At 42.8% G+C, this 22,805-nt stretch carries 20 protein-coding genes and 1 tRNA gene; 13 read left to right on the top strand and 8 right to left on the bottom strand.

Features of this window, described 5'->3' with window-relative positions:
• The first annotated feature begins 67 nt into the window (after nt 1–67).
• The 3 genes from KIH41_RS05845 (at nt 68) to KIH41_RS05835 (ending at nt 3,975) form a co-directional block, all read left to right on the top strand.
• Nucleotides 68–2,734: an MGH1-like glycoside hydrolase domain-containing protein gene (locus KIH41_RS05845; protein WP_214161825.1), complete on the top strand. Its 2,667-nt coding sequence runs from the start codon at nt 68–70 to the stop codon at nt 2,732–2,734.
• Nucleotides 2,706–3,308 (top strand): ribonuclease HII, encoded by a 603-nt coding sequence (locus tag KIH41_RS05840; protein WP_213943905.1) that lies wholly within the window; start codon nt 2,706–2,708, stop codon nt 3,306–3,308. The genes KIH41_RS05845 and KIH41_RS05840 overlap by 29 nt, the downstream gene beginning before the upstream one ends.
• A gap of 64 nt (nt 3,309–3,372) precedes the next feature.
• Nucleotides 3,373–3,975, top strand: coding sequence for a hypothetical protein (locus KIH41_RS05835; protein WP_214161824.1), 603 nt, complete (start codon nt 3,373–3,375; stop codon nt 3,973–3,975).
• Nucleotides 3,976–4,029: 54 nt separating this feature from the next.
• Here KIH41_RS05835 and KIH41_RS05830 read toward each other — a convergent pair.
• Nucleotides 4,030–4,112: transfer RNA gene (locus tag KIH41_RS05830), tRNA-Leu, on the bottom strand.
• Between the two features lie 79 nt (nt 4,113–4,191).
• Nucleotides 4,192–5,223, bottom strand: a complete 1,032-nt coding sequence (locus tag KIH41_RS05825) for an alpha/beta hydrolase (RefSeq protein WP_214161823.1) — start codon at nt 5,221–5,223, stop codon at nt 4,192–4,194.
• Nucleotides 5,224–5,340: 117 nt separating this feature from the next.
• Here KIH41_RS05825 and KIH41_RS05820 point away from each other — a divergent pair, with 117 nt between their 5' ends.
• The 5 genes from KIH41_RS05820 (at nt 5,341) to metG (ending at nt 11,617) form a co-directional block, all read left to right on the top strand.
• Nucleotides 5,341–6,996 carry a M28 family metallopeptidase gene (locus tag KIH41_RS05820; protein ID WP_214161822.1) on the top strand — a complete coding sequence of 552 codons (1,656 nt, stop codon included), beginning with the start codon at nt 5,341–5,343 and terminating at the stop codon, nt 6,994–6,996.
• Nucleotides 6,997–7,475: 479 nt separating this feature from the next.
• Nucleotides 7,476–8,276, top strand: coding sequence for a mechanosensitive ion channel family protein (locus tag KIH41_RS05815; protein WP_214161821.1), 801 nt, complete (start codon nt 7,476–7,478; stop codon nt 8,274–8,276).
• A gap of 104 nt (nt 8,277–8,380) precedes the next feature.
• A complete protein-coding gene (locus tag KIH41_RS05810) occupies nt 8,381–8,935 on the top strand; it encodes a hypothetical protein (RefSeq protein WP_213943910.1) in 555 nt (184 codons plus the stop codon).
• A gap of 25 nt (nt 8,936–8,960) precedes the next feature.
• The gene (locus KIH41_RS05805; protein ID WP_214161820.1) at nt 8,961–9,464 is read left to right on the top strand and encodes a hypothetical protein; all 504 of its coding nucleotides are present in this window, start codon (nt 8,961–8,963) and stop codon (nt 9,462–9,464) included.
• Between the two features lie 92 nt (nt 9,465–9,556).
• Nucleotides 9,557–11,617 (top strand): methionine--tRNA ligase, encoded by a 2,061-nt coding sequence (metG, locus tag KIH41_RS05800; RefSeq protein WP_214161819.1) that lies wholly within the window; start codon nt 9,557–9,559, stop codon nt 11,615–11,617.
• Between the two features lie 64 nt (nt 11,618–11,681).
• Here metG and KIH41_RS05795 read toward each other — a convergent pair whose 3' ends face one another.
• Nucleotides 11,682–12,599, bottom strand: coding sequence for an EamA family transporter (locus KIH41_RS05795; protein ID WP_213943913.1), 918 nt, complete (start codon nt 12,597–12,599; stop codon nt 11,682–11,684).
• 159 nt (nt 12,600–12,758) lie between these two features.
• On the opposite strand from KIH41_RS05795, the gene KIH41_RS05790 reads away from it, so the two are divergent.
• A complete protein-coding gene (locus KIH41_RS05790) occupies nt 12,759–12,950 on the top strand; it encodes a hypothetical protein (RefSeq protein ID WP_213943914.1) in 192 nt (63 codons plus the stop codon).
• 11 nt (nt 12,951–12,961) lie between these two features.
• On the opposite strand, the gene KIH41_RS05785 is transcribed toward KIH41_RS05790, so the two are convergent.
• The 5 genes from KIH41_RS05785 to rsfS all read right to left on the bottom strand — a co-directional run bounded on the left by KIH41_RS05785 (nt 12,962) and on the right by rsfS (nt 18,010).
• Nucleotides 12,962–13,345 (bottom strand): hypothetical protein, encoded by a 384-nt coding sequence (locus KIH41_RS05785; RefSeq protein WP_214161818.1) that lies wholly within the window; start codon nt 13,343–13,345, stop codon nt 12,962–12,964.
• A 231-nt stretch (nt 13,346–13,576) separates the two neighbouring features.
• On the bottom strand, nt 13,577–14,029 hold the full coding sequence (locus KIH41_RS05780) for a ferritin-like domain-containing protein (RefSeq protein ID WP_213943916.1): 453 nt from the start codon (nt 14,027–14,029) through the stop codon (nt 13,577–13,579).
• Between the two features lie 190 nt (nt 14,030–14,219).
• The gene (locus KIH41_RS05775) at nt 14,220–15,467 is read right to left on the bottom strand and encodes a metallophosphoesterase (protein ID WP_213943917.1); all 1,248 of its coding nucleotides are present in this window, start codon (nt 15,465–15,467) and stop codon (nt 14,220–14,222) included.
• Between the two features lie 80 nt (nt 15,468–15,547).
• Nucleotides 15,548–17,599, bottom strand: a complete 2,052-nt coding sequence (gene ftsH, locus KIH41_RS05770; protein WP_214161817.1) for an ATP-dependent zinc metalloprotease FtsH — start codon at nt 17,597–17,599, stop codon at nt 15,548–15,550.
• A gap of 63 nt (nt 17,600–17,662) precedes the next feature.
• Entirely contained in the window at nt 17,663–18,010 is a 348-nt protein-coding gene (gene rsfS / locus KIH41_RS05765; RefSeq protein ID WP_213943919.1) for a ribosome silencing factor, read from the bottom strand.
• An 88-nt stretch (nt 18,011–18,098) separates the two neighbouring features.
• Here rsfS and KIH41_RS05760 point away from each other — a divergent pair, with 88 nt between their 5' ends.
• From KIH41_RS05760 to KIH41_RS05745, 4 genes are all read left to right on the top strand, one after another.
• Entirely contained in the window at nt 18,099–18,860 is a 762-nt protein-coding gene (locus tag KIH41_RS05760; protein WP_214161816.1) for a biotin--[acetyl-CoA-carboxylase] ligase, read from the top strand.
• Nucleotides 18,861–18,941: 81 nt separating this feature from the next.
• Nucleotides 18,942–20,261, top strand: coding sequence for an adenosylhomocysteinase (gene ahcY / locus KIH41_RS05755; protein ID WP_214161815.1), 1,320 nt, complete (start codon nt 18,942–18,944; stop codon nt 20,259–20,261).
• Between the two features lie 159 nt (nt 20,262–20,420).
• Nucleotides 20,421–21,098 (top strand): TetR/AcrR family transcriptional regulator, encoded by a 678-nt coding sequence (locus KIH41_RS05750; protein WP_213943922.1) that lies wholly within the window; start codon nt 20,421–20,423, stop codon nt 21,096–21,098.
• Nucleotides 21,095–22,801 carry a peptidase domain-containing ABC transporter gene (locus KIH41_RS05745; RefSeq protein WP_213943923.1) on the top strand — a complete coding sequence of 569 codons (1,707 nt, stop codon included), beginning with the start codon at nt 21,095–21,097 and terminating at the stop codon, nt 22,799–22,801. The genes KIH41_RS05750 and KIH41_RS05745 overlap by 4 nt, the downstream gene beginning before the upstream one ends.
• The last annotated feature ends 4 nt before the right edge of the window (nt 22,802–22,805 follow it).

Below are 22,805 nucleotides of genomic sequence, written 5' to 3'. Positions count from 1 at the left end.
TCTTAGGTGATGCACTTTTGAATAAATCACTTAAATTCACACTCTATTTTTGGATGCAAATACTACAATGAACATAGAAAAGCTCAAATTAAAGGAAGACCGCGACCGCAAAAAACATTGGAAAAAATGGGGGCCTTACCTTACCGATAGACAATGGGGGACCGTGAGGGAGGATTATAGCCCGGATGGCTCTGCCTGGGAAAATGTGACCCATGATGATGCCAGAAGCAAGGCCTATAGATGGGGCGAAGAAGGAATTGGGGGGATTTGTGATCACAAACAGAAACTTTGTTTTGCTTGGGCATTTTGGAACGGGAAGGATCCCATGCTCAAAGAACGCTTTTTTGGCTTGACTGGAAATCAGGGCAATCATGGTGAGGATGTCAAGGAACTCTATTATTACTTGGACTCCAGTCCTACACACAGCTACATGAAAATGCTGTACAAGTATCCCCAAGCTGAATTCCCATATAAATCTTTGCTGGAGGAAAATGCCAGGAGAAGCAAAAAGGACCCTGAATTTGAAATAATCGACACAGGAGTCTTTGATGAAAACGCATACTATGACATCTTTTTGGAATATGCCAAGCATGATGTGGAAGATATAGTGTGTAAAGCCACCATCCATAATAGGGGAAAAGAGGATCAGGAACTCTGGGTAATTCCCACGCTTTGGTTCAGAAAAAACTGGTTTACCGGGCAGGAAAGCTATATGCCTAGGTTTACCAAAGAAGAGAACAATACGGTTGGGGCATTCTTACCTAAGTCGGGAAATTACACTTTTTCATTCTCAGAGGAGCCTGAGTTGGTTTTTTGCGATAATGAAACAAACCGGGAACGCCTTTATAACATTGAAAACCAGAAGAAATACCTGAAGGATGCTGTCAATGATTATGTGATCCATGGTGACAAAAAGCACCTAAACCCCAACGCTGTGGGTACTAAAGCCTCTGCAATTTATAAAATAACTATTCCTGCTGAGAGTTCGAAAACTGTAACGGTTAGGATGGCACATGAGAAATCTGCAGGTGGGTTGGATAGTGCCGATGAGGTAATAGAAAACCGCAAGAAGGACTGTGATGATTTTTATGCCGAACTTCAGGGAAGAGTAAGGGACAAGGAGATGGTCAATATCCAAAGGCAGGCCTTTGGGGGAATGATGTGGACCAAGCAGTTCTACTATTACAATGTGGAAAGGTGGCTGGAGGGCGATCCGGGCCGATATGTGCCACCAAAAGAAAGAAAAAAAGGCAGAAATACCCATTGGAGACACCTCCAAAACTACGATATTATCTCCATGCCTGATAAATGGGAATACCCCTGGTATGCTGCTTGGGATCTGGCATTCCATTGTATTCCCTTGGCAAGACTTGACCCTGATTTTGCCAAAGACCAGCTGATCCTTTTGCTCAATGATTGGTACATGCATCCTAACGGGCAAATCCCAGCATATGAGTGGAACTTTGGGGACGTGAATCCACCGGTTCATGCATGGGCAGTATTAAGGGTTTTCCAAATTGACTTAAAATACAACGGCAAACCTGATTATGACTTTTTGGAGAGGGCTTTCCATAAGTTGATCCAAAACTTCACCTGGTGGGTTAACCAAAAGGATAGTGAAGGTAAGAACATCTTTGAGGGAGGCTTCTTGGGGCTTGATAACATCAGTGTGTTTGACAGAAGTAACCCTGAAAAATTCAGTGGCCGCTTGGAGCAGGCGGATGCAACCTCTTGGATGGCCATGTTTGCCTTGAATATGCTTAGGATTTCCTTGGATCTTAGCAATCACAACAAAGTGTATCAGCATACAGCCACCAAGTTCATAGAGCACTTCCTCTATATTGCCGGTGCCATGGCCAACATCAAGGGGGATTCCATTTCCCTATGGGATGAGCAGGACAAGTTTTTCTACGACATCCTTCATATGGACGGGCAGGAGCCCGAAATGATGAAGGTGAAATCCATCGTGGGGATCATTCCAATGTTTGCCGTAGAGCCCATTCGGGAAGAGATGTTTGAAAACCTTCCTGAATTCAAAAAACGTTTGGATTTCTTCTTGAAAGAGAAGCCGAAGCTGGCGGCTTTGGTGTCCAGCTGGATTGAACCAGGAAAGAACAAAAGACGTCTTTTCTCCCTATTGAGAGGGCAGAAAATGAAGAGTATACTGAACAAGCTTTTGGACGAAAAAGAGTTTCTTTCCCCATACGGCATCCGTTCCCTATCCAAATACCACGAGAAAAACCCTTATTCGGTGAATCTAAATGGGGTGGAACATTCCATTAAGTACACTCCAGGAGAATCTGATACCGTCATGTTTGGCGGGAATTCCAACTGGCGTGGTCCGATATGGTTTCCTATCAACTTCCTGATCATAGAGTCGCTGAAGAAATTCAACTTTTATTACGGTGGCAATTTTGCCATTGAGTATCCGACGGGCTCTGGGAAGCACATGACTTTGGATATGGTTGCCAAAGAATTATCTTTGAGACTTATAAAGATTTTCAAGCAGGATAAGGATGGGAAAAGAGCTGTTTATGGATTAAATGAACGCTTCCGAAACGACCCCCATTTCAAGGATTACATCCTGTTCTATGAATATTTCAATGGTGACACGGGCGAAGGGCTCGGGGCTTCCCACCAGACTGGCTGGACTGGGTTGGTGGCGGAGTTGATCCATAAAGTTTACAAAGAAGAAGAGACTGTGCATGACCCTTTTACCTTATTTAGAATCTGACAGAGTAGAAGCGGGGTGTGATGAAGTTGGAAGGGGCTGTCTTTGTGGCCCCGTGGTGGCGGCGGCGGTAATCTTGCCCCCTGATTATGCGAATGAGTTGATCAATGACTCAAAAAAATTGACCAAAAGTAACCGGCAGGCCTTGGTGGAAGAGATCAAGGCCAATGCCGTGGCTTGGTCTATAGCAGAAGCCTCTGTGGAGGAAATCGACCAGATCAACATTTTGAATGCCTCTTTTTTGGCCATGAGTCGATCTATTTTGGCGCTTGCCATTACTCCTGACCATCTGCTGATAGATGGCAACCGGTTTAAGAGTGAAATTTCCATCCCATTTGATTGCATTATAAAGGGTGATGGGAAATATGCCAGTATAGCTGCGGCTTCTATTTTAGCCAAAGAGTACCGAGATGAACTGATGGTGGAATATGACCGGCGGTACCCAGGTTACGGTTGGAGTTCAAACGCCGGCTATCCAACAAAGGCACACCGTTATGGTATTGAAAAGCTCGGAGCGACCCCCATTCACAGAAAATCCTTCAGGCTATTACCCGATCAATTAGAAATAAGCTTTTGATAGTTGGTGGAAATTACTTAGTTTGCCCATAATTGAGAGAGTTTTACCGATTAAATTAGAGTGAATGGGTATTTTAGGATTAGCAATTACCGGGTTTCTGGGGTTTTTCTTTGTAAGAACCATAGTGCCAACTTACTTCATGAAGAACAAAGAGAATCTTCATCTTAAGTTCAACAAGTCAAAATCCAATCGAATTCATTTTATAGTCCCTTCACTCATTCAGGATGTTAATGGACAAAAGTTTGGTTGGATAACTTTGGACAGTGAATACAACTTAGTGGCCATTAAAGAGCATGTGGGTTTTGGAAGTTCCAGTGGTGTATTGATGGATAAAACTTTGGCTGAATTCAAAAAAGACCTGGCAAAAGCCAGCTTTATGATGTCATTTGATGCCACAGAAGTCTCTAATGAGTTTGATTTGGATGGAAAAATGGATTCATCAGACCTGGTTTGTTTGAAAGCTTTATCAGCTGAGTTTGCAAGAAAAGCTGGTATAGATACTGATTCCTTTGGCCTGGCCAAGACACTGGAAAATCTATTTGGTGCAGATGCAAAGGATTTTGACGTCACTGATCTAGGGATCAATCTTTTGCTTCAAGCCAAGGTGGTCCAGAAATTTGGACAAATGAACCTCATTCCAGCAAAAGTCCCAGTGATGGTTAATTAAGAGAAAAGCTATAAAAACAGAAAAGCCGCTTAAAAAGCGGCTTTTTTCGTTTTGTGCGCACGAGAAGACTCGAACTTCCATGCCCAGAGGGCACCACCCCCTCAAGATGGCGTGTCTACCAATTTCACCACGTGCGCAGTAAAGGGAGAGCAAAAGTAGGAAGGTTTTTGGGTGTTTGCAAACCGATAGACCATATTTTGCCCTCTTGAAATTAAATTATTTTGCGTATTCAACTTCCTCGATAGGTACCGGAATGCCAACTCGCTGAGAAAGAAACTCTTTGCAAGCTTCCAGTACTGACTGCCAGTCCTCAGAGGTAATAGCCGAGCCGATAACATGGTCGTTAGCCTCAGGAAAAGCCATCTTTACCTTCAACTTCTCATCCGTTCCCAATTCCTCAAACATATCCAGCATGGCCGGGACAGACACTACAAAGTCTTGATTTTCATCATCCTTGTAATAATACCCCATGAAAACGGGTTGCTTAATTTGTTCAAAAGTATCGGTGTTCATTTTTGATTTCAGCAGGACGGCAAGGCTGGTATAGGCATTCACATGGTATTGCTCAGACCAATATTGGGCTTTGTCGCCTGATCTTTCAATTATCTGGACGCCCTCCTCATTGGTAATGGCTGATGCCAAAAGATTAGTCATCCAGGGTTGAAAGAGTAATTCCAAACGGCCTTCAAAATCCCTGATGGCAGGCGAAAGAAGGACTAATGCCTCAATGTCCTCTTGTTCCGAGCCAAGCATCAAAGTCAAAGCCCCACCCATGGAAGTGCCAATCACCACCACCTTGTCGCCTATTGCCTTGCCTATAGAGTAGGCCTCACGCGCCGCATCAGCCAATTGCTGGGCACTCAAATGCCGGAAGGCGTCATTTCTGTCAATGCCATGTTCTGGAAGCCTGGTCAAAAACAGGTTTGCCCCAAAATACTGCGCAAGCTCCCTGTGCAGGGGATGTCCCTCTTTCTCACTGGCCCCAAAGCCGTGGATGTAGACAAAAGCGTATTCAGTTTTGTGTTTAGTGGAGGAATCTGCCCAGATGATTTTGGCCTCATTGTCTTCTTTGAGGCCTTTCACCGTGTCCTCTCGCAATTGGAGGTAGGCATCAAGTTCTAAGGGGTCAATAGGAACTTCCGGGTAATCACCAGTCAGGGGTGAGATTCGTTGCCGGGGACCGGAAACATATCCTATGGCCATGATCACTGCCAACACCAGCAGTACGATCAGTATTTTTCTTAACATGTCTTTTGGATTTTAATCTTAAAACTAGGCGCTTTTCCCTCAAATTCCAATGGCTATTTACTTGATCTATAATTTTTGAGTATCTTGATGGGGTTTAATACACATATCAGCAATTTTATGAAAACAAAGTATACCTTATTGGGATTGACTGGACTTGGCCTGCTGTTTTCCTGTCAGCAGGACTTGGCAAATTACGGACAAGGATCTGATCTCATCAAAAAAGAAAACCTTGAAAAGCACATTCAAACTCTGGCCTCAGATAATTTTTTAGGTAGGATGCCCTTTACGGAAGGAGAAACCAAAACTATCAACTACCTCAAGTCAAATTTTGAAGAAATGGGTTTGGAACCTGGCAATAACGGAAGTTATTTTCAAGAGGTACCCTTGATGAAAATTACGGCCTCGCCTGCTTCAAGCATGAAAGTGGTGAGTGAGAAGGGGGATCTTGAACTGGAAGGGCTAAAGGATTATGTGATCTGGACCCAGCGGACCGAGGAGAAAGTTAGCTTTGAAGATGCGGAGTTGGTGTTTGCAGGCTTTGGAATTGTAGCCACGGAATATGGTTGGGATGATTATAAGAATATTGACGTCAAGGACAAAATCGTTGTCGTGTTGGTAAATGATCCAGGTTTCGGTACAGAAGATGCCGAGCTTTTCAAAGGCAACACGATGACTTACTACGGGCGCTGGACCTATAAATATGAGGAGGCGGCCAGACAAGGCGCGTTGGGCTGCCTGATCGTTCACAATACCATTCCAGCAGGCTATGGTTTCAACGTGGTTCAAAACAACTGGAACACCTCTAAGCTGTATTTGGATGATAGGTCATCCACAGCATACAAACCTGCTTTCGAGGGTTGGGTGACCTTGTCGGTGGCCAATAAGCTGTTTGATCTAGCAGGCCTTAATGAGCGGGAAATGCTGGCCAAAGCCAGAAAGTCAGATTTTCAGGCGGTGCCGATGAACATGAAAGCCTCCTCTTCCCTTGAGGTTATGGCTGAATATGATGTGTCCAAAAATGTAATAGCCAAATTAGAGGGCAGCAAGCGTTCGGATGAGTATATCATCTATACCGCCCATTGGGACCACTTGGGCATCGGAAAACCCGATGAAACTGGGGACAGTATCTATAACGGGGCTTTGGACAACGCAAGCGGTACCGCCGCTTTGCTTGAAATCGCCCGGGCATTTAAGCAAGCTGATGAAAAGCCGGAACGGACGGTGGTCTTTTTGGCCGTAACGGCTGAAGAGCAAGGCCTTTGGGGGTCTGCTTACTACGCCGAAAACCCTGTTTTCCCCAAAGAAAAAACAGTCGCCAATATCAATATGGACGGCATCAATCCTTATGGTAAAATGAAGGATATCGTTTTGGTGGGAATGGGCCAATCTGAACTTGAAGAAACGCTGACCGACGAGGCTGATAAGGTGGGGCGCTATACCTCGCCAGAACCAACCCCTTCAGCAGGCTACTATTTCCGTTCCGACCATTTTAATTTCGCTAAAATTGGCATACCCGCACTATATACTGGTACGGGAATCGATCATGCCGAAAAGGGCAAGGAATATGGAAAAGAGCTTCAGGATAACTATACTGCCCAATACTACCATAAGCCAAGTGATGAATACGATCCTCAGAGGTGGAATCTTGACGGTGCAGTAGATGATGTAGAGCTGTTGTACCATGTAGGAAGGAAATTGGCACTTGGCAAGGATTGGCCTAACTGGAAAGAAGGGTCGGAATTCAAGGCGACTAGAGATGCGTATATGAAATGAGCGAACTTAAACCCCCTTCGCGAAAAGAAATGGACACAGTGTTTCACTGAGTTTCACTGAGCTTTCTACCGGCAAAAGGCAGGAATAATTCTTAGCGAAGAAGTTACGGTAAAAATTATTTACCACGTTCACATTTCAAATGAGAAAGGAGCTTCACTAATGGGGGCTCCTCTTTATTTTTTTAAGGAAAAGGGAGTGGTCAGGAACATTTTAACCAATCAAAAACCAGTATTTAACCAGTGCTAAACCAGTGTTAAAACAATCTGTTATTGGTTTAACACTGGTTTATAATAGGTTGAAAATATTTATGTGATTGTAAAAAAGAGGGTTAATGAGTTAGGTTGCTTTCTATAATTTCCTGTCTGTTGTCTGCTTTAATGTAAATAAAACTATTGTCGGATATGGGTGAGGAGGAGTCTTGGCAGGGTTGACATTTGGTGCTTTTTTTGCTTCTAAGAGCTAAAATCTAAACTTTTTGAATGGAGACTTTTCTATCGGATATCCGGGGGCAATTTGGTGAATATTATGACACGCTTGTGGCCATCACGCCAAGGTTGCTTATCGCATTGGTTTTGTTGGTTGTCTTTTGGTATATAAGCTATTATGTAAAGAGACTTTCAACCAGCCGTTTGCAGAAAAACATGAATGATTCCCTGCTGGCCTCCTTTTTTGCCAGACTGATTGGGTCTTTGATTTTTATTTTGGGTTTGCTCTTCGTGCTGAGATTTTGGGGGCTCACGGGTATGGTCGGTAGTATTTTGGCCGGAGCGGGCATTACAGCCTTTGTCATCGGTTTTGCCCTTAAAGATATCGGGGAGAACTTTCTGGCGGGGATTTTATTGGCATTTAAGCGGCCTTTCAGGATTGGTGACACCATTGAAATCGTGGGCGTGCAGGGGAGGGTGGTTGCCCTAAACCTGAGGGATACCCAGATCAAGACCTTCGATGGCAAGGATGTGTATATGCCCAATGGGACCATTGTCAAAAGTCCTTTGACCAATTTTACCATTGACGGTTTTTTAAGGCATGGGTTTGATATCAATATCCCTGCAAAGTCTGACTACGACGCCCTGCTTAAGCAGATTGAGATTGAAGTAAATAAGGTTGAAGGTGTGCTTAAAGGCAGACGAAAAACCTCCATACAGGTAAAAGACATCTCTGGAGGTACCGTTGTCATAACCATTCTGTTTTGGGTGGATACTTTTACAAAGAGAGTTCCTGCCACTCATGTCAAAAACAAGGTAATGCTTACCATACAGAAGTTGGTCGATTCTTGGTAAACTTTGCTGGTAACAGTCATAAGAATCAAATAATAAGATTTTTTACATTAAAACTTTCAGTTCAGAAAATCTTCCTATATTTAAGAAGTCTTTAGTCTGAATTTATGAAAGTACTTCTAATGTCAGCGCTTCTAGCGCTTCTTTTCCTTCCTGCATATGCGCAGGATGTGTATGGTCCACCCACCAAATCAGTATATGTCGAACTCGGTGGAGCGGGGTTGCCTTATTCCGTAAATTATGATTTCCGGTTTGACAAACACCGTGTAGATTCCTGGGGGATGCGTATCGGCGCCGGAGGCTGGGCCATCAATGAGGGTGAAAATTCCAGAACTAGCATGTTAACTATTCCTCTTCAAATCAATAGGCTTTTGGGAAGAGATAAGCATTATTTTGAAATCGGTGGTGGGGCGACTTTTGTAAGGTATAGGGATACTTACACCTCCTACTGGGGAACACCAACTATCACCACTAGTGAAAATTGGAATTTCATCTTGGATACCGGCAATACTCCAGCCCTTATGGGAACCCTCAACTTGGGATACCGAAGAGTGCCAGTGGACGGTGGATTTACCTTCAAAGCCAATCTCAACCCAATCTTTAACCACAATGGATTCTGGCCGCTTTGGTTCGGCATAGGGTTCGGTTATGCTTTTAACTAATTTTACTAACTTATCTTTTATATTTATGAAGAAGCTTTTATTTAGTGCAGTAATTCTGTTTTTTGTAGCCAATATTTGCAATGCTCAAGCCCCTGAAAGATCAAAAAGTCAAGGAGTCTTTGTGGAGGTTTTAGGAAATGGATTGCTATATTCTGTCAATTATGACACCAGGTTTTCCCAAAGCATGAACGGCTTCGGCGGTCGTGCCGGAATCGGTTACATAGCAATTGAGGGAGTACGCCTCACCACCGTACCTTTATTAGTTAACTATTTGTTTGGTCATGAAAAACACTTTTTTGAAGTGGGCATCGGCGCTACCATTGTAGCCGGATCGGCTGAAACTGACAACGGTTTTGGGCCCGTCGGCGAAAGAGACAGGGCTTCTGGAGCTTTTGGTACAATGAGTATTGGTTACAGATTGGAGCCGACTGACGGTGGGTTTTTGTTTCGAGCGGGTATTACACCAGTTTTTGACTCAACAGTCTTTTGGCCATTGTGGCCGCAGCTTTCCTTTGGATATGCATTTTAAACCCCAAATCTTAACACTATAAATACAATCACCTGCCTTAAAGCAGGTGTTTTTTTATTTGTTAAAGCCACTTTTCCCTATCTTTGCAAGCTATGAGCAACAAAGAATTCAAAAGATATACCATCACAGCAGCCCTGCCTTATGCCAACGGCCCATTGCATATAGGCCATATGGCGGGATGCTATATTCCATCCGATATATATGTTCGTTATTTACGTTCCCAAAAGCGGGATGTGGCCTACATATGTGGGTCTGACGAGCATGGTGTAGCCATTACGATTAAGGCTAAGAAGGAAGGCAAAACTCCCCAGGAGATTGTAGACCGATACAATGCTCAGATGAAGGAGAGTTTTGAGAAATTTGGGATCAGTTTTGACCATTACTCCAGAACTTCCTCCAAAATCCACCATGAAACGGCTTCGGAGTTTTTTAAGGATTTGTATGAAAAAGGTGAGTTTATGGAGCAAACCACCGAACAGTATTACGATGAAGAGGCCAACCAATTTTTGGCAGATAGGTACATTGAGGGTACTTGCCCAAAATGCGGATACGAATCGGCCTATGGTGACCAGTGCGAAAAGTGCGGCACTTCGTTAAACCCGACGGATCTTATAAATCCAAGATCCAAGCTGAGCGGAAATGTTCCGGTGCTTAAAGAAACGAAGCATTGGTTTTTGGACCTCGGTAAATATACCGAGTTCTTAAAAAAATGGATTCTTGAGGAGCACCAAGGCGACTGGAAAAACAATGTGCTAGGTCAATGCCGTTCTTGGTTGGAAGCTGGAGAAGGGTTGCAGGCCCGTTCCATGACTCGGGATATGGATTGGGGTGTGCCCGTGCCGGTGGAAGGTGCCGAAGGCAAAGTTTTGTATGTGTGGTTTGATGCGCCAATTGGCTATATCAGTTCCACCAAAGAGTGGGCTCAGGAAAAGGGGATCGATTGGGAACCTTACTGGAAAGACAAGGATACCAAGTTGGTTCACTTTATCGGAAAGGACAACATTGTGTTTCATTGCATCATTTTCCCGGCCATTCTGAAAACCCATGGCGAGTTTGTTTTGCCTGACAATGTGCCGGCCAATGAATTCCTAAACCTGGAAGGGGATAAGATCTCGACTTCCCGCAACTGGGCTGTATGGCTTCATGAATATTTGGAGGAATTTCCCGATAAACAGGATGTGTTGCGCTATGTGCTCACCGCCAATGCACCGGAAACCAAGGATAATGACTTTACTTGGAAGGACTTTCAATCCAGAAACAACTCTGAACTGGTAGCGGTGTTTGGGAATTTTATCAATCGCGCCGTAGTGCTCACCCACAAATATTTTGATGGTCAGGTACCAGCTGCCGGTAATTGGAGCTCATTTGATGAAGAGACAATTGCGGAGCTTCAAGCTTTCCCTGATAAAATTGCCGCTTCCATAGAGAAGTATAGGTTCAGAGAAGCGCTATCCTTTGTCATGGATTTTGCCCGATTAGGGAATAAATACTTGGCAGATACCGAGCCTTGGAAAAGTATTAAAACAGATGAGAAGAGAACTGCGACTGTTCTAAATTTAGCCCTAAATATTGCGGCTAATCTAGCTATAGTAGCAGAACCTTTCTTGCCTCACACCGCACAAAAGCTTTATGACAAGCTTCATCTTAACCAGAAACAGTGGGGCAATGCGGGCAGTGAAAAGATATTAGCGGTGGGGACACCAATTGAGAAAGCCACTTTACTATTTGAGAAAATAGAAGATGAGGTGGTTGAAAAACAAGTCAATAAATTACTGGAAGCCAAAAAGATGAATGAACTGCAAAACGCCACCGTACCGGCCATGAAGGATATCATAGCATTTGACGATTTTACCAAGCTGGATATGAGGGTGGTTACAGTTTTGGAAGCCGAAAAGGTGAAGAAGTCCAAAAAACTGCTGAAGCTTCTCGTGGATACAGGTTTGGGAATGAGGACAGTATTGAGCGGAATTGCCGAACATTTTGAAGCCACAGATCTCATTGGGAAGCAGGTCACCATGTTGATCAATTTGGCGCCGCGCAAAATGATGGGAGTTGAGTCTGAAGGCATGATATTGATGGCCGAAGATAAAGATGGATCTTTGAGGTTGCTGCAACCAAATAAGGATACTACTTCTGGTGCTTCAATTAGTTAATGAATTAAGTGCTGATCAAAAACGTAATAAAAAAAGCTTTCCAGAGATATCTGGAAAGCTTTTTTTATACAGATACTTTTTGTGAAAGCTTACTGCTTTTAGTTAAAAGCTTTAATGCATTGGGCAAAATTATAGCAGCAAGGATAAGGATAACCCCAAGCCATTGTATGCCAAGCACAGTTTCATTTAGGATAAACCATGACATGAACACCGCTACAGGCAACTCTGCTGCACTTAGAATCGAACTTAGGGTAAGTCCAACCACCGGTATGCCTTTGGCAAAGAAAAGGGGAGGGATGACCGTTCCGAAAAGGGCCAAGAGAATTCCGAAAACCAATAGGCCATTTCCAAGGGAACCGTTCCAAAGGAACACGGGTGGGAATATTGAAAATATCAAGATACATGCTCCTGTGAGCATCAAAGCACTTTTTAATGCTGGTGGATATTGGTTGCCCACGCGGTTGTTGATCATCAAAAAGCAGCTATAGGAAAGTGCCGCCAGCAATCCATAGAAGATGCCGACGAGTTGTATGTTTTCAAAACCTTGGTGCAATACATTCCCAGCAAGCAAAGTCCCCAAAAGAACCCCAATTACCGATAAGGTTTGAAGTTTTGAAGGAAACTTTCTTGAAAACACCATGTCCAACACTACCCCCATCCAGGTAAACTGCATCAGCAAAAGAATGGCTATGGAGGCAGGGACCGATTGGACACATTTGTAATAAAATATGCTAACAAGTCCTGTGGAAGTCCCCATCAGAATAACTCTCAATTTTGGCTTAAAAGCTTTTTTCGTCCTTGGGACAGATTTGCTTTTTTGTTGAAAGAAATAGATCGTCCACAAAAGCATGGTACCAAAAAAGGCCTGAACTCCCGTTACTTCTCCAAGAGAAAAGCCATCTTTATAGGCCAACTTGACAATTGAAGAGAGTACTCCGAAACTGGAAGCGCCCAAGAAAACCAATAATACTCCTCTAAGCATAGGTTATTTAGCGTATGAAAATCTTTAGTGGGTTGAAAGTGGCTGGCAAAAGTAGAAAAAAATGTGAAAAAACAGGAAGAAACATCAAAAAATACCCTAATTACGGTATTTCAGGATTAAAATCGATTGCTTAACTTGTCAAACGATTTGCTTAGTATTATGAAATTCTTTTACATAGACGAGAACCTGTCAGATTCAGGGGTTAAAAAAATTCATGCTCAGGGCTGTGCCCAGATGCCGGATATGATGAACCGCCGATACTTAGGTCCATTTAACAACAGCGAGGAAGCCTTGAGAAGGGTAGCTCCACTTGAACCAACTGCGGAAATTTGTTCTGTATGTGGCAAATAGGATGTTTTTAATTAATCCTGCCTTAGGTTAAAGTCTCCTTGCTTTTTTTCTTCTAAAATAGGATTGTTCCAGGTTGGAGAAATCTGTATGGAAGGCCTATGCTTTAAGTAATTAGGCATGTCAAACTCCAAGGGTCTGGATTGCAATGGGATTGGTAATATGAACTCACTAATCTCCCTGTATTCTGGTAGCAATTCAGGATTGAAAGTCATTTCAGGTTCCTTCACGCTTTTTATCCTTCCATTAAACACATCATTGTCCTCAGGTTGAAATTCGCGGATCTTCATGGGAGACATGGTAGCCTGACCATTTTTGCTGTTGTAGATCAGTAAGCCTCCAGTGGGATTGGGATTAGTAACTAGAATGCCTGAAGCATCCGGTACACCATTAGTCATGCGATAACTTGGGTAGGTATCTTGGGCGAAAATTGGAAAACTTAAGGTCAAAAATACTAATGCAAACATAACTCGTACCATGGCTCTCTTCTTTAGTGTTCTTATTATATTACGATTTAAAATGGTAATTGTTATAAAAAATTAGTTTTAGCCCGGTTTTGAAATAGAGATGAGGCATAAAAAAACAGTAAGAGCAAAGCCCTTACTGTTCCAAATCCATGCGGTAAAAAATTATGGATTGTCACGATAACTCTTTATTACATTCAGTGCGTTTTTAATTCCGCTCAGTTGTTCATTGAGCAGGCTTCTTGTTGACCCGCTTATATATTCTTTCTCCAAAGCCTTTTCATAGCTCTCAATGGCTGATTCTTCACCTGTAATGCAGCCATTTACAATAGCCTCTCTGTCACCACCAGTAAAGGTCGATTTGATTTCTAACCAAGCTCGGTGAAGTGCGCCCTGCACATCCCCATCACTGTCCTTTGGCTTTCCGTTTAGGCCAATGATTTCTTGCTGAAGCTGGTTGACATAGGAGGCTCTTTCCTGTGAAAATTGCCTAAAGGAAGCCTTTGCTCCATGATCCTCAATGTTCTCAGCTGCGTTTTCATAGCCCTCTCGGCCATCAGCGGCTATAGCTATCAGATCATTTAATTTGTCTATGGTGTTTTTATTTGGGTTGTCCATTTAATCTTTGGTTTTAGTGGTTGGTAAGTATATGATAGCTATACTAATGCCACTAAAAGATATATGTGTATGCTGAAAAAAGCGGGTTCTTTTTTACCTTTTCTAAGCATAAATAGCTAGGTGCTCGAAAAAATATACCAATAGGGATATTTTGCTGTTTATTTTATAAGAACAGTTTGGGCAGAAAATGTTACACCTGTTGTTTTTTTAGTTCTATTACAGTAATCTCAGGCCAGATACCAACCCGTCCGGAAAAGGCATGAAAACCGAAACCCCGATTGACATAGAGATATCGGTTGAGGGACTGTGCCAGTCCTGCCCAGTGGGGATATCTGTATTGGGCAGGACTCCACCGGATCACGGGGGTTTCTATTCCAAATTGCATCCCGTGGGTATGGCCAGAGAGAGTCAGGTGTATGTTGGAAGGGTGGTCTTTTACCACTTCTTCCCAATGACTGGGATCATGGCTTAAAAGTACCTTAAACTCGTTTTTGTCCACCCCATCAAGGGCCTTGTCTAAATCACCCTTTTTATTGAACCCAATACCCCAATTTTCCACTCCCAACAAGCGAATACTGGAGTTGCCTTTTTTCACGGTGATGTTTTCATTCATCAATAACTTATAGCCCAGCTTCCCATGTTGTTCTATCATCCTATTGAAATTGTCCTTTTTTTCCTGTGGGGTAGGCCATGGAATATAGTCTCCGTAGTCATGGTTGCCTAGAATGGAAAACTGCCCGTGTTTCCCTTTGATGGTACTGAACTTTTCCAAAAACGGATCAATCTCCCCGGCTCTATGATTGACTAAGTCACCAGTGAAAACAAAAAGATCAGGTTCTTGGTCAATCACCATTTGAATCCCGCGCTCCACTGAACCGAAATCCTTGAAGCTGCCGGAATGAATATCAGAAAGCTGCACGATTTTAAAACCATCAAATTCCTCAGGCAAGTCTGAATAATAAACCGGCTGGTGGTGGACCTTGAAATTGTATTTGCCCTTAAAAATACCGTAAATAAATCCCGAAAAAGGAATTGCTGCTACTACCAGGCCAAGCTGGGTAACAAACTTTCGCCTGGATGGAAGAGATGCCTCATCAGAGGTTACATATTTTGCTCCCATGACCATACTTCTCACCAAGTCTTCCCCAAGCATGAATAGAATGAAAACGATTTGGGTACCGGTTACCGTAAGGATTACATTTACGAGGTTATGGGCACTGGGCGGGATCTTGCCTTCCACAGCGATCCGGATAAAGGTAATCACGGAAAATAACGTAATTCCCCCGAATATAATCCAATAACCAAGAAAGAAGGACTTCTTAGAATTACTTCCCCAATCCTCCACTAAGGTTTTGAGCCCTTGGAAAACGTACCAGTTGATGAAAGTGGATAAAAGTGTAAATACTATTATAAAGATGATTGATCCTATTCCGTTCATAAGTTTTGTAATCTCAAACAAAGCAACAAAAAAGGCACATAACAAGTTGTTATGTGCCTTAATAATATTACCGTCAATGATTAATCTTCATCATTTTTGGTGCTGATTTTTTCTGTTACTGATTCTTTGATATCGTCTTCGATATTTTTCTTTTCTTCAGATTCCTCTTTTTCTTTTGCATCGATCTTTCTTGTGAATGCTTCATAAGTAGTTTCCTTCTCAAAAGGTCTTTTCCCTATTAGTTTTTCAAGATCGGATTGAAAAAGAATTTCCTTCTCAAGAAGTTCTTTTGCCAAAATTTCCAAAGCGTCTCTTTTCTCCATTAGGAGCTCTTTTACCCTTTCGTAGGCAAATAAGATTAGCTTTCTTACCTCTTGGTCAATAGTCTCGGCAGTTGACTCAGAATAAGGCTTGCTGAACCTGTCTGATTGCTTACTGTCATAGAAAGAAACGTTTCCGATTTTCTCGTTCATACCGTAAACAGACACGATTGAATACGCCATTTTGGTTACTCTTTCCAAATCGCTCAGAGCACCGGTGGAAATTTTGCCAAAGATGATCTCTTCAGCGGCTCTTCCTCCGAGCGTCATGCACATCTCGTCGATTAGTTGCTCGGTTTGATAGAGGAACTGCTCTTTTGGCAGATACTGGGCGTAACCTAATGCAGCCACACCTCTTGGTACAATACTTACTTTTACCAATGGATCGGCATGCTCCAGGAACCAGCCTGCTACTGCGTGACCAGCCTCATGGTAAGCGACGATCTGCTTCTCCTCAGGAGATATGATTTTATTCTTCTTCTCAAGACCTCCAATCACACGGTCAACCGCATCCTGGAAATCCTGCATATCTACAGCTTTCTTATTTCTTCTAGCCGCTATCAATGCCGCTTCGTTACATACATTGGCAATTTCGGCACCTGCAAAGCCTGGAGTCTGGGCTGCCAGTTTTTTCGCATCCACATCCTCAGCCGTTTTGATTGGCTTCAGGTGAACTTTGAAAATCGCTTCTCTACCCACAATGTCCGGCTTGTCGATGCTGATTTGACGGTCAAAACGACCTGGTCTTAGCAAGGCGCTATCCAGTACGTCAGGCCTATTGGTAGCGGCCAGTACAATCACCCCGGTGTCAGTTCCGAAACCGTCCATTTCCACCAAAAGGGAGTTAAGCGTGTTTTCTCTTTCGTCATTGGATCCTGGCATCTGGCCTTTACCTCTTGAACGGCCGATGGCGTCAATCTCATCAATGAAGATTATACAAGGCGCTTTTTCTTTGGCTTGCTTAAACAAATCCCTAACCCTTGCAGCACCCACACCTACAAACATTTCCACAAAGTCGGAACCTGAAAGCGTGAAGAATGGTACACCGGCTTCACCTGCTACAGCTTTTGCCAGCAATGTCTTACCTGTACCTGGAGGGCCTACAAGTAGGGCACCTTTAGGGATTTTACCGCCTAGTTTCGTGAATTTGGAAGGGTTTTTAAGGAATTCTACGATTTCTTGGATTTCTTCCTTGGCTTCATCTAGGCCGGCCACATTGCCGAAAGTGATTTTTACCTTGTTTTCGGCATCAAAAAGCTGGGCTTTAGATTTACCCACATTGAATATCTGTCCGCCAGGCCCACTTGGTCCTGCCATTCGTCTCATCATGATCCAGAAAAGGAAGAAAAGAAGAATGAGAAAACCAAAACTACCGAAGGTGTTCCAAAGGCTTTCCTGCTTTTCGGCAGAGTAGCCGATTCTTTGCTCTTCAGGCAATTGACTTTCAAGTCGGTCATAATCTTCGACAAACTTATCTACCGAGGCGATGTTGATTCTGTAATGTGGTCCAGAAGTGGTGGCAAATCTATTTTGAAGATCAAGTTCATCCGCATAGCGGGACTTTTCCAAAGCACTTTCAGTCAGAGTGACATCAACATAGTTTTGGTTGTAAACCACTACTACTTTGGCCACATCATTGGCCAAAACCATGTCCTCAAATCGCTTCATGGTGATGTCCACCACAGCATTACGCTGGCTAAACCACGAAACTCCAATGAGCACGATCACCGCGGTGATGATCAGCCACAATTGGAAGTTTGGCCTCTGAGGAGGTTTGGGAATGAATTTTTTATTCTTGTTTTTATCACTCATTGTATAATTATTAAGGCAATAAACTTAAAGTAGAACGGTTTTGAAAAATATAAGTTTGCGGGATTAAGAGATTGTGGTCACTTTTGCGTCACCCCACAGTTCCTCAAGGGCATAAAATTCCCTTTTGTCTTTCAAAAACACATGTGCTACTACGTTGGCATAATCTATTAACACCCACTGGCGGTTGTTTTTTCCTTCACTTCTCCACGGGCTTTCTTTGCTGGTTTTAAATACAGTCTCCTCGATTGAATCAGCAATAGCTTCTACTTGGGTGTCTGAATTGGCAGAACAAATCACAAAAAAATCTGATACTGAACTTTTTACATTTCTTAAATCCATTACTACAATATCGGAAGCTTTCTTCTCTTCCATTCCCTTCACGATAACTTTACTCAGCTGTTCTGCTGTCATATTATTAATTTAGTGTTTTAAGCTGTATTTTTGAGTTCCAAATAAACGATAAATATCTTTATTGTGGGACAAAATAACTAATATTTGTATGCATAAAATCCTTGCCAACACGATTTTTTTGGGAAAAGACATTCATTACCTGCCAGAGTGTCACTCGACCAATGATGAAGCTATGCAACTCTATAAGCAAGGAAAGGCTCGAGAAGGTTCCATTATCATCACCGATAAGCAAACTAAGGGTAGAGGACAACGCGGAAACCAGTGGTTTAGTGAACCCTCTAAAAATCTGACATTTACATTGGTTTTGTCCCCGTCTTTCTTAGATGCCAGCCAACAGTTTGATTTGAACATCATGATTACCCTGGCAGTCCAAGAAGTACTGGCACAATACACACCTGACATACAAGTGAAATGGCCCAATGACATCATGCATCGATATGAAGGAAAGTTGGGTGGTGTGCTCATCGAAAATAGCGTCAGTACAAGGGGGATAGATATGTCTTTAGTGGGTATTGGGTTAAATCTGAACCAGACCGACTTTGCATTTCCAGGCCCGACATCTCTGGCCAAGTTGACAGGGAGCCAGGTGGAAGTTTGGGAGATATTGCGATTGATTGTAAAGACTGTTGAAAATTACTATCTTCGATTAAAGAGAGGTGAAGTTGAACTCCTTCGGAGACTTTTTATTCAGAATCTCTATCGTTATAATGAGTGGTCAGCTTACCGCGACCCAATGGACGGTGAATTTTTAGGCAAAATAACTGGTATTACTACGGAAGGAAAATTGAAAATAGAAAAGGAGAGTGGCCAGCTGAACCAATATGCTTTTAAAGAGGTTGAATTTCTTTAATTGCCTAATTTTCTTTTGTCTTCGCATTTCAGTAAATTTGGCATTCCAAGAATTGAAAATAATCCATAACTAAACGAATACATGTCAGAAACTACATCTAAAAAATACGTCAAGTATAAGGTTAAAGATATTTCTTTGGCTGATTGGGGCAGAAAAGAGATCAAGCTTGCTGAGGCTGAAATGCCGGGCTTGATGGCTTTGAGAGAAGAGTATGGCAAGTCGCAGCCTTTGAAAGGGGCCAAGATCGCCGGTTGTCTTCACATGACGATCCAAACTGCCGTTTTGATCGAAACATTGGTGGCTCTAGGAGCTGAGGTTACTTGGTCTTCTTGTAATATTTTCTCAACCCAGGACCATGCTGCCGCTGCCATAGCTGCTGCTGGTATCAGTGTGTATGCTTGGAAGGGCATGACTGAGGAGGAATTTAACTGGTGTATCGAGCAGACATTGTTCTTCGGTGAAGAGCAGGCTCCTCTGAACATGATCCTAGATGACGGTGGCGACCTTACCAATATGGTTTTGGACGAATACCCTGAGTTGGTATCTGGCATCAAAGGTCTTTCTGAGGAAACCACTACTGGTGTTCACAGACTTTATGAAAGAATGAAAAAAGGCACTCTTCCTATGCCAGCTATTAACGTAAACGATTCTGTTACCAAGTCTAAATTTGACAACAAATATGGCTGTAAGGAATCTTTAGTAGACGCTATTAGAAGAGCTACCGATGTCATGATGGCAGGTAAAGTGGCCGTAGTGGCGGGATATGGTGACGTTGGGAAAGGTTCCGCAGCTTCCTTGAGGGGTGCTGGTGCGCGAGTAATCGTAACCGAAATCGATCCAATCTGTGCCCTTCAGGCCGCTATGGATGGTTTTGCCGTTAAGAAAATGGTCGATGCAGTGAAAGAAGCGGATATCGTGGTAACTGCAACTGGTAACAAAGATATCATCAGCGAGCCTCACTTCAGAGCCATGAGGGATAAAACTATTGTTTGTAACATCGGCCACTTCGATAACGAAATCGACATGGCGTGGATGAACAAGAATTATGGCCATACCAAAGATGTAATTAAGCCTCAGGTGGATCTTTATAATGTGGAAGGCAACGAGATCATCATTTTGGCTGAAGGCCGATTGGTAAACTTGGGTTGTGCCACAGGTCACCCATCATTTGTAATGTCTAATTCATTTACTAACCAGACCCTTGCCCAACTGGAGCTTTGGACGAATACGGATCAATATGAACCGGGGGTATATGTACTTCCTAAGCATTTGGATGAGAAGGTAGCGGCTTTGCACCTTAGCAAATTGGGTGTTGAGTTGGAGACCTTATCAGAGGAGCAAGCCGAGTACATCGGTGTGCCTCAGGAAGGACCATTCAAGCCAGAGTATTATAGATATTAATCTGCATAACAATAAATAAAGCCGCTTAGCGGCTTTTTTTATGCCTATTCCCAAGGTGGTACATACCGTTAAAATATTTAACAATTATTATTGTTAGTATTACTAACTTATAATTACTTTTGCAAACATAAAGTTAGAGATAACGTTTGCGGATAGGATATGGAACAATTGCTAAATAGGATGCGAGTTGATGTAAACGAGAATGTTTACCTCAAGGACCCATTTAGTTCTGATTTGGGAAAGGAAATAATAGAGAAAAGCATCCAGGTGATGTCCACGTTAGGGCTGGAAAGTTTTACATTTAAAAAACTTGCAGTAGAAGTGGGGAGCACCGAGGCGGCTATTTACAGGTATTTTGAAAACAAACACAAATTACTGCTGTTTCTTAATCTTTGGTATTGGGGTTATTTGGAACTCAACTTAGTGATGGGGACAGCCAATCTCACCGATCCCAAGCATAAATTGCATATCGCCCTTCAGATATTAATCGATGGACCCATTGGAAAACAAAACGAGTTTGTCAACCCAGTACACCTGCGTCAGATGCTGATTGAGGAATCCTTCAAGGCTATTATGACTAAGGAAGTAGAGCGTGACTTCAAAAACGGCTATTTTTCTTCTTACCTCAAGATAGGAGAAAGGATAGCCGAAATTATATATGAGCTTAATCCCACCTACAAATTCCCCAAAACATTGGCGAGTACGATCATGGAGTCGAGTCTCCTGCAGCCGTATTATGCCAAACACATCCCTGTGCTCACAGAGATGACTGCCTCGGGAACCGAAAGGTTGGAGTTTTATAAGGAATTAGTTTTTAATGTTATAAGTACAAAATGAAAGGAGACAATCCGGCAATCACTCCCATGAAAAGGTTTGGTAAGCTGCTAAACCAGGAGAAGCGTGATGTATATGCCATCTATTTCTATGCTGTTCTCAACGGTGGGGTGGGGCTTATTTTGCCACTGGCCATTCAGGCCCTGTTTAATTTTATCCTTGGCGGTAGGGTATCTACCTCATGGGTGATCCTGATCGGCTTGGTAGCTGCTGGCTTTACTTTCAGCGGTTTCCTGCAGATCAGCCAGCTTTACCTTACGGAGAAATTGCAACAAAGAATATTCACCAAATCAGCCCTAGGCTTTGCATACAGATTCCCAAGGTTGAAACTTGATGCCTTGCAAAACAAATATGCCCCCGAATTGGTCAACAGGTTTTTTGACTCAGTCAACCTGCAAAAAGGAACTGCAAAGCTGTTACTTGACTTCCCAACGGCTATTCTGCAGGTTTTATTTGGGCTGATTCTCTTGGCGTTTTACCATCCATACTTCATCCTTTTTGGGGTAATTCTGATCTTGATTTTGATTGCGATATTTTACTTTACCTCTCCTAAGGGTATGGAAACGGCATTAAAAGAATCGTCAGCTAAATACAATGTGGCCTATTGGCTCGAGGAAGTGGCAAGGGCACTGCCTAGCTTTAAGCTTTCGGGTAGTTCCAAATTACCTCTTTTGAAGGTTGATTACTTGCTGCAGTCCTATGTGGATTTTAGGAACAAGCACTTTAATGTGCTTATTTTTCAATACAAAGTACTTATTGCTTTTAAAGTGTTGATAGTGACAGCACTTTTGGGAGTAGGTTCTTTGTTGTTGATAAACGAGGAAATCAGTATAGGCCAGTTTGTCGCGGCTGAAATTGTAATCATCCTCGTGATCGGTTCAGTGGAAAAAATGATTCTAAGCTTGGAGACGGTATATGATACCCTGACTGCTGTAGAAAAACTGGGATTGGTAATGGATATGCCTATTGAAAAGCAGATCGGTACCGAAAAGTCTTTATCCAAAAACGAGCATGGGCTGAAGTTTGAACTCAACAAGCTTTATTTTAAATCCTCCAATAAGCAATTTAACATTCTAGAGAACATTAACTTCAGTATTGATGCTGGGGAAAAAGTGGTGTTGACTGGTGGTAGTGGCAGTGGTAAAAGTACGCTTCTCCATCTTTTGGCAGGTCTTTATGAGGATTACCGCGGCAAAATAATTGTCAATGGGCTTCCTCTGGATGTTTTGGATATTAATAAATTCCGGGGATACCTGGGAGAAAGCTTTAACAACCAATATATTTTCCATGGTACAATGCGGGAAAATATCACCTTGGGTAGGGATGTTGAAGAACCCAAGGTAAGAAAAGTGCTGGAGCTGGTTGGTTTGAATAATTACGTGTTTAGCCTTCCAGATGATTTGGAAACTATGCTCATGCCCGAGGGTAAAGGGTTGAGCCAAGTGGATATCAGAAAAATAATTGTGGCCCGTTGTCTGGTGCACAACCCAAGAACCTTATTGCTTGAGGATCTGTGGAGCCTGCTCAAGGGTGAAGAAGAAGAAATCATCGATTACATTTTTAAAGGAGAGTGGACAGCCATTTTCATATCCGAAGATGAAAAGTTGATTTCAAAGGCTGATAAAGTGATTGAACTTGTCAAAGGCAGGGTTAAGTTTGTCGGAACACCTGCTGAATACAACGAATTTAAAAACGGTAACAACTAAGGGT

It is taken from the genome of Litoribacter ruber (assembly GCF_018500185.1).
Taxonomy (GTDB): domain Bacteria; phylum Bacteroidota; class Bacteroidia; order Cytophagales; family Cyclobacteriaceae; genus Litoribacter; species Litoribacter ruber.
Note: the sequence above shows the minus strand (reverse complement) of the source record. Positions and strands in the feature narration are given on the sequence as shown.